The organism is Streptomyces brasiliensis (assembly GCF_014647875.1).
Classification (GTDB): Bacteria; Actinomycetota; Actinomycetes; order Streptomycetales; family Streptomycetaceae; genus Streptomyces; species Streptomyces brasiliensis.
Window position 1 is genome coordinate 1 of the sequence record NZ_BMQA01000277.1, and the last position, 543, is coordinate 543.

General features: G+C 69.1%; 1 protein-coding gene. It reads right to left on the minus strand.

What is annotated here, in order from left to right:
- Nucleotides 1–526: IS630 family transposase (locus IEZ19_RS50160; RefSeq protein WP_444545210.1), on the minus strand; the 526-nt coding region annotated here is incomplete at its 3' end.
- Nucleotides 527–543 lie beyond the last annotated feature (17 nt).

The following is a 543-nucleotide window of genomic DNA, read 5'->3' on the forward strand; positions in this document are numbered from 1 at the left end:
GCAGGAAGTGTAGCTCGATGCGATCGGGGTGATCGGCGAGCCAGGCGCGGACCTTGCGGGAGCGGTGCGCGGAGTGGCCGTCCAGGACAAGGTGCACCTTGCGGTCGAAGCGAAGGCCGGCAAGCCGGTCCAGGAAGCGGCACATGACGTCGGCGTCGAAGGTCTCGGTGAACACCATGAAGTGCATCCGGCCCTTGGTGCTGATCGCGGACATCGCATTCACCGAGAACCGGTTGCCCGTGCGGCGCACGACCGGCGTGCACCCCTGCGCGCCCCAGGTGCGGCCGGTGACCTGGTCGGAACGGACGCCGACCTGATCGGCGAAGAGCACTTCACCACCCTCTGCCTTCGCCTTCGCGTGGATCGCCGGCCAGGTCTCCTGCCGCCAGACGCGGACGGCTTCCGTGTCCTGCTCGACGGCCCGCTTGTCCGGCCGCTGGAACGACAGGCCACAGCGGCGCAGGCAATTGCCCACCCCCTGCTCGGTCAGCCGCACCCGGTACAGCTTCGCGATCAGATTCCCCACCCCGGCCCGCGTCCACA